Origin of the sequence: Streptomyces sp., from assembly GCF_031178505.1 — a bacterium.
Taxonomy (GTDB): Bacteria; Actinomycetota; Actinomycetes; order Streptomycetales; family Streptomycetaceae; genus Streptomyces; species Streptomyces gulbargensis.
Genome location: NZ_JAPSIW010000402.1, coordinates 1 through 6,366, shown reverse-complemented (window position 1 = coordinate 6,366; position 6,366 = coordinate 1). Strand labels below are relative to the sequence as shown.

7 protein-coding genes are annotated in these 6,366 nt (G+C 72.6%); 1 reads left to right on the top strand and 6 read right to left on the bottom strand.

Annotated features, from left to right (window positions below):
• Window positions 1–365: lyase family protein (locus RIF68_RS23430; protein ID WP_309053262.1), on the bottom strand; the 365-nt coding region annotated here is incomplete at its 3' end.
• Window positions 366–546: 181 nt separating this feature from the next.
• On the opposite strand from RIF68_RS23430, the gene RIF68_RS23425 reads away from it, so the two are divergent.
• The gene (locus tag RIF68_RS23425) at window positions 547–1,233 is read left to right on the top strand and encodes a L,D-transpeptidase family protein (RefSeq protein ID WP_309053261.1); all 687 of its coding nucleotides are present in this window, start codon (window positions 547–549) and stop codon (window positions 1,231–1,233) included.
• A 21-nt stretch (window positions 1,234–1,254) separates the two neighbouring features.
• Here RIF68_RS23425 and RIF68_RS23420 read toward each other — a convergent pair whose 3' ends face one another.
• The 5 genes from RIF68_RS23420 to argC are packed head-to-tail and all read right to left on the bottom strand — an operon-like array spanning window position 1,255 to window position 6,139.
• A complete protein-coding gene (locus RIF68_RS23420) occupies window positions 1,255–1,818 on the bottom strand; it encodes an arginine repressor (protein ID WP_309053260.1) in 564 nt (187 codons plus the stop codon).
• Window positions 1,819–1,825: 7 nt separating this feature from the next.
• On the bottom strand, window positions 1,826–3,025 hold the full coding sequence (locus RIF68_RS23415; protein WP_309053259.1) for an acetylornithine transaminase: 1,200 nt from the start codon (window positions 3,023–3,025) through the stop codon (window positions 1,826–1,828).
• Complete coding sequence (argB, locus tag RIF68_RS23410; protein WP_309053258.1) at window positions 3,022–3,951, bottom strand: acetylglutamate kinase; 930 nt, start codon at window positions 3,949–3,951, stop codon at window positions 3,022–3,024. The genes RIF68_RS23415 and argB overlap by 4 nt, the downstream gene beginning before the upstream one ends.
• Window positions 3,948–5,114: a bifunctional glutamate N-acetyltransferase/amino-acid acetyltransferase ArgJ gene (gene argJ, locus RIF68_RS23405; RefSeq protein ID WP_309053257.1), complete on the bottom strand. Its 1,167-nt coding sequence runs from the start codon at window positions 5,112–5,114 to the stop codon at window positions 3,948–3,950. Before argJ ends, argB begins: the two co-directional genes overlap by 4 nt.
• Window positions 5,111–6,139 carry an N-acetyl-gamma-glutamyl-phosphate reductase gene (argC, locus tag RIF68_RS23400; RefSeq protein ID WP_309053256.1) on the bottom strand — a complete coding sequence of 343 codons (1,029 nt, stop codon included), beginning with the start codon at window positions 6,137–6,139 and terminating at the stop codon, window positions 5,111–5,113. Before argC ends, argJ begins: the two co-directional genes overlap by 4 nt.
• Window positions 6,140–6,366 lie beyond the last annotated feature (227 nt).

Sequence of the window (6,366 nt, the reverse complement as noted above, 5' to 3'; positions counted from 1 at the left end):
GTGGCGACCTGGTCGTTCCGGGACCGGCCGGCGCGCAGCTTGCCGCCGAGGTCCGGACCGAGGCGCTCCAGGAGGCCCCGCTCCAGGGCGGTGTGGACGTCCTCGTCGGCGACGGTCCCGACGAAGGAGCCGTCGGCGACGTCCGCCTCCAGCCGGTCCAGACCGGCCAGCATGCGGGTCAGCTCGTCCTCGGTGAGCAGCCCGGCGGAGTGGAGCACACGCGCGTGGGCGCGGGAACCGGCGATGTCGTACGGCGCGAGCCGCCAGTCGAAGTGGACCGACGCGGACAGCTTCGCCAGGGCCTCGGCGGGACCGTCGGCGAACCGGCCGCCCCAGAGCCGGACGTCACCGTTGTTGCTGCTCACAGCTGTGCTCCTCAGTCGAACGCGGGGTGATCGTGGACCGCGACCACGTTATGCATGAGTATGCAGAGTCATGCATGATTCGTCAATCCGTCTGTCCTCCTACGGGTGAAAGCGGTGCCGTGCCCGCCGAACAGCCCCGTACGCCGTGCGCGGGGACCCCGGCGCGCCTAGCGTCGCCGCCATGCGCACCCTTCTCGTACTCGGCGCCGCCCTGCTGTCCCTCGGGGCGGCGCCGCCTCCGGTCCCGCTGCCCGCGCGCATGGCGGACACCGGCGGCGGCTCCCAGCTCATCACCGCCCAGGCCCCCGAGGCGGGAGCCACCACGGGGACGGTGAGCTGGTGGGACCGGCGCGGCGGGCGCTGGGTCAGGGCGGGGTCCGCGCCCGCCCGGTTCGGGGCGGGCGGGCTCGTGGAGGGCGCCGCCCGACGGCAGGGCACGAACACGACGCCGACGGGGCTCTACCGGCTCCCGTACGCCTTCGGCATCGCTCCTCCGCCAGGAGGCACCGCCTACCGGTACCGCCGGGTGACCGACCGCTCCTGGTGGTGCCAGGACAACGACGCGCGCGCGTACAACCGCTGGGTCGAGGGTCTGCCGCCGGACTGCCGCGCCGCCGAGGCCGAACACCTCGTCACGTACCGCGCCCAGTACACCCACGCGCTGGTCGTCGGCTTCAACTACGACCGGCCGGTGCGCGGGCGGGGTGCCGGGATCTTCCTGCACGTCAACGGGCGGGGCGCGACGGCCGGGTGCGTGTCCGTACCTCAGGAGGCGATGCGCGCGATCCTGGACTGGGCGGATCCGGCGCGCCGACCGCACATCGCCGTCGGAACGCGGAGCGGTCCGACGGCGATCACACGGTACTGAGGGGTCCGGTACGGGAGCGGGTCAGCGCTCCTTCTGCGCGAGGCGCAGCAGGTGGTCGGCCAGGGCCTGGCCGCCGGCCGGATCGCGGGAGATGAGCAGCAGGGTGTCGTCACCCGCGATCGTGCCGAGGATGGCGTGCAGTTCGGCCTGGTCGATGGCCGACGCGAGGAACTGGGCGGCGCCCGGCGGGGTCCGCAGGACGACCAGATTGGCGGAGGCCTCGGCGGAGATCAGCAGCTCGCCGGAGAGACGGCGCATCCGCTCCTCCTTGGCGGACTCGCCGAGCGGGGCCTGCGGGGTGCGGAAACCGCCCTCGCTGGGGACCGCGTAGATCAGCTCGCCGCCGGTGTTGCGGATCTTCACCGCGCCCAGTTCGTCCAGGTCGCGGGAGAGCGTCGCCTGGGTGACGCTCAGCCCGTCGTCGGCGAGGAGCTTGGCGAGCTGGCTCTGCGAGCGCACCGGCTGCCGGTTGAGGATGTCGACGATCCTGCGGTGGCGGGCGGTACGGGTCTGCGGAACGGACGGTCCTGCTCCAGGCTCCGCCTGGGGGGTCCCCCAGTGCTGGTTCTCCTGCGCGTCGGTCATCGTCGTCTCATTCTCCGCTTCGTCCTTGCCCGTTCGCCACGTCCAGGACCCCGGGCAGCGCCCGGAGGAAGGCGTCGGCCTCGGCGTCGGCGAGGACCAGCGGAGGCATGATCCGTACGACGTCGGGCGCGGGCGCGTTCACCAGGAGGCCGGCGTCCTGGGCCGCCTGCTGCACCTGGGGTGCGAGGGGCCCGGTGAGCACGATACCCAGGAGCAGACCCGCGCCACGGACGTGGGAGACCAACGGGTGCCCCAGGGCCTCGATTCCGCTCCGCAGCCGCTCGCCGACCGCCTTCACGTGGTCGAGGGCGGCGTCGGCGGCGAGGGTGTCCAGGACGGCGAGGCCGGCGGCGCAGGCGACCGGGTTGCCGCCGAAGGTGGTGCCGTGGTGGCCGGGGCCGAACAGCTCCGCCGCCGGGCCGAAGGCGACGGTCGCGCCCAGCGGAAGGCCGCCGCCGAGGCCCTTGGCCAGGGTGACGACATCGGGGTCGACGCCCTCGTGGGCCTGGTGCTCGAACCAGTGACCACAGCGTCCGATGCCGGTCTGCACCTCGTCGAGGACGAGGAGCGTGCCGGTGGCGCGGGTGATCTCCCGGGCCGCCCGCAGGTAGCCGGCGGGCGGCACGACGACACCGTTCTCGCCCTGGACGGGCTCGATGATCACGAAGGCGGTGTCCTCGGTGACCGCGGCGCGCAGCGCCTCGGTGTCGCCGTACGGGACGTGGGTGACGTCGCCGGGCAGCGGCAGGAAGGGGCCCTGCTTGCCGGGCTGGCCGGTGAGGGCGAGCGCACCCATGGTGCGGCCGTGGAAGCCGCCGTCGGTGGCGACCATGTGGCGCCGGCCGGTGAGCCTGCCGAGCTTGAACGCGGCCTCGTTGGCCTCGGCGCCGGAGTTGCAGAAGAAGACCCGGCCGGGCCGGCCGAAGAGGCCGAGGAGGCGTTCGGCGAGGGCGACGGGCGGTTCGGCGACGAAGAGGTTGGAGACGTGGCCGAGGCTCGCGATCTGCCGGCTCACGGCGTCCACGACGGCCGGGTGGCCGTGCCCGAGGGCGTTGACGGCGATGCCGCCGACGAAGTCCAGGTACTCCTTGCCGTCGGCGTCCCAGACCCGGGCGCCCTCGCCGCGGACGAGAGGCAGCCGGGGGGTGCCGTAGTTGTCCATGAGCGAGCCCTGCCACCGCTCGGTCAGGTCCTGGTTGCCGCTCATGACTCCCCCTCGGTGGCGCGCCGCCGGTCGGTGGTTCCGTCGGGCACGACCATCGTGCCGATGCCCTCGTCGGTGAAGATCTCCAGCAGGATGGAGTGCTGGACCCGGCCGTCGATGACGCGGGCCGTGGTGACCCCGTTCCGTACGGCGTGCAGGCAGCCCTCCATCTTGGGGACCATGCCGCTGGAGAGCTCGGGCAGCAGTTTCTCCAGCTGGCTCGCGGTGAGCCGGCTGATGACCTCGTCGCTGTTCGGCCAGTCCTCGTAGAGGCCCTCGACGTCGGTCAGGACCATCAGGGTCTCGGCACCCAGCGCCGCAGCGAGAGCCGCAGCCGCCGTATCAGCATTGACGTTGTAGACATGTCCGTCGTCCTGGGAACGTGCGATGGAGGAGATGACCGGGATCCGGCCGTCCTCCAGGAGCGCCTCGATGGCGCCGGTGTCGATGGCGGTGATCTCACCGACCCGGCCGATGTCGACGGCCTCGCCGTCGATCACCGGCCGGTGGCGGGTGGCGGTGATGGTGTGGGCGTCCTCGCCGGTGAGGCCGACGGCGAGCGGGCCGTGCTGGTTGAGCAGCCCGACGAGCTCGCGCTGGACCTGGCCGGCGAGGACCATCCGTACGACGTCCATGGCCTCGGGGGTCGTCACGCGCAGGCCGGCCCGGAACTCGCTGACCAGGCCGTGCCGGTCGAGGGCGGCGCTGATCTGGGGGCCGCCGCCGTGCACGACGACCGGCTTGAGGCCGGCGTGGCGCAGGAAGACGACGTCCTGGGCGAAGGCGGCCTTGAGCTCCTCGTCGACCATGGCGTTGCCGCCGAACTTGATGACGACGGTCTTGCCGTGGTGGCGGGTGAGCCAGGGCAGCGCCTCGATGAGGATCTCGGCCTTGGGGAGCGCGGTGTGCTTCCGCGTGGCGTTGGTCATGACGAGTAGGCGCTGTTCTCGTGGACGTAGTCGGCGGTGAGGTCGTTGGTCCAGATGACGGCGGAGGCGGTGCCGGCGGCGAGGTCGGCGGTGATCACGACCTCCCGGTAGCGCATGTCGACGAGGTCGCGGTCCTCTCCTACCGATCCGTTCCGGCAGACCCAGACGCCGTTGATGGCGACGTTGAGGAGGTCGGGCTCGAAGGCGGCGCGGGTGGTGCCGATGGCCGAGAGCACCCGGCCCCAGTTGGGGTCCTCGCCGTGGAGCGCGCACTTGAGGAGGTTGTTGCGGGCGATGGAGCGGCCGACCTCGACGGCGTCCTCCTCGGTGGCCGCGTTGATCACCTCGACCCTGATGTCCTTGCTGGCGCCCTCGGCGTCACCGATGAGCTGGCGGCCGAGGTCGTCGCAGACGGCCCGTACGGCCTCGGCGAACTCGTCCTGGGCGGGGGTGACGCCGGAGGCACCGGAGGCGAGGAGCAGCACGGTGTCGTTGGTGGACATGCAGCCGTCGGAGTCCACCCGGTCGAAGGTGACGCGGGTGGCGTCGCGCAGGGCGCTGTCGAGGGCCGCGGAGTCCAGGTCGGCGTCGGTGGTGAGGACGACGAGCATGGTGGCGAGACCGGGGGCGAGCATGCCGGCGCCCTTGGCCATGCCGCCGACCGTCCAGCCGTCCCGGCCCACGACGGCGGTCTTGTGGACGGTGTCGGTGGTCTTGATGGCGATGGCGGCCTTCTCGCCGCCGTGCTCGGACAGTTCGGCCGCGGCCTTCTCGACGCCGGGGAGGAGCTTGTCCATGGGGAGGAGGACGCCGATGAGGCCGGTGGAGGCGACGGCGACGTCCCCGGCGCCGGTCTCCGTGCCGCGGGCACTGAGCACCTCGGCGACCTTCTCGGCGGTGGCGTGGGTGTCCTGGAAGCCCTGCGGACCGGTGCAGGCGTTGGCGCCGCCGGAGTTGAGGACGACGGCCGTCAGCTCGCCGTCGGCGAGGACCTGCTGGGACCAGAGGACGGGGGCGGCCTTGACGCGGTTGGAGGTGAAGACTCCCGCGGCGGCGCGGCGCGGCCCGGTGTTGACCACGAGGGCCAGGTCCGGGTTGCCGTTCTGCTTGATCCCGGCGGCGATGCCCGCCGCCGTGAATCCCTGCGCTGCGGTGACGCTCATGGAGCGACTCCAATCGTGGAAAGTCCGGTGTCCTCGGGGAGGCCGAGGGCGATGTTCATGCTCTGCACCGCGCCGCCGGCGGTGCCCTTGGTGAGGTTGTCGATGGCGCTGATCGCGATGATCCGGTGCGCGCTCGCGTCGAGGGCGACCTGGACGTGAACGGCGTTGGAACCGTGCACGGACGCGGTCGCCGGCCACTGCCCCTCCGGCAGCAGGTGGACGAACGGCTCGTCGGCGTAGGCCTTCTCGTACGCGGCCCGTACGGCCTCGGCGGTGACGCCCGGCCGGGCGGCGGCGGTGCAGGTGGCGAGGATGCCGCGGGGCATGGGCGCCAGGGTGGGCGTGAAGGAGACGGTGACCCGCTCCCCCGCCGGTCCGCTGAGGTTCTGGATCATTTCGGGGGTGTGCCGGTGGCCGCCGCCGACCCCGTAGGGGGACATGTTGCCCATGACCTCGCTGCCGAGCAGGTGCGGCTTGAGGGCCTTGCCGGCGCCGGAGGTCCCGGAGGCGGCGACGATCACGGCCTCGGGTTCGGCGAGCCCGTCGGCGTAGGCCGGGAAGAGGGCGAGCGAGACGGCGGTGGGGTAGCAGCCGGGCACCGCGATGCGCTTGGACCCCTCCAGCGCGGCACGGGCACCCGGCAGTTCGGGGAGGCCGTAGGGCCAGGTACCGGCGTGCGGGGAACCGTAGTACGTCTCCCAGTCGGCGGGCTCCCTGAGCCGGAAGTCCGCGCCCATGTCGACCACGAGGACGTCGGGCCCGAGCTGCTCGGCGACGGCGGCGGACTGCCCGTGCGGCAGGGCGAGGAAGACGACGTCGTGCCCGGCGAGCTCCTCGGCGGTGGTGGGCGCGAGGACGCGGTCGGCGAGGGGCAGCAGGTGGGGCTGGAGCGCCCCGAGCCGCTGGCCGGCGTTGGAGTGGCCGGTCAGGGTGCCGATCTCGACGTGGGGGTGGGCGAGGAGGAGACGCAGGAGCTCGCCTCCCGCGTAGCCGCTCGCACCCGCCACTGCTGCTCGTACCGTCATCGAAAGAACCCTCCTCATGGATGGCATGACTATACGTGCAGCTGTAGTTTTATGCAACGACCATCGGGGTGACCGGGGGCGCGGCCGATTGCGGGCGCGACGAGACGGCGGCGCATCCGCGACCCGCGCTTCCCTGGACGACGGACCGATGGGATGAAAATCCCGCGCGCCGGATGGGCGCCCCCCTTAACCTGGACGGCATGTCCACGCCCCGAATTTCCTAGCTG

What these genes read in the sequence shown, in the direction of transcription:
- RIF68_RS23425 (WP_309053261.1), top strand. Translation starts at nt 547, where the DNA reads ATGCGCACCCTTCTCGTACTCGGCGCCGCCCTGCTGTCCCTCGGGGCG.
- RIF68_RS23420 (WP_309053260.1), bottom strand. Translation starts at nt 1,818, where the DNA reads ATGACCGACGCGCAGGAGAACCAGCACTGGGGGACCCCCCAGGCGGAG.
- RIF68_RS23415 (WP_309053259.1), bottom strand. Translation starts at nt 3,025, where the DNA reads ATGAGCGGCAACCAGGACCTGACCGAGCGGTGGCAGGGCTCGCTCATG.
- argB (WP_309053258.1), bottom strand. Translation starts at nt 3,951, where the DNA reads ATGACCAACGCCACGCGGAAGCACACCGCGCTCCCCAAGGCCGAGATC.
- argJ (WP_309053257.1), bottom strand. Translation starts at nt 5,114, where the DNA reads ATGAGCGTCACCGCAGCGCAGGGATTCACGGCGGCGGGCATCGCCGCC.
- argC (WP_309053256.1), bottom strand. Translation starts at nt 6,139, where the DNA reads ATGACGGTACGAGCAGCAGTGGCGGGTGCGAGCGGCTACGCGGGAGGC.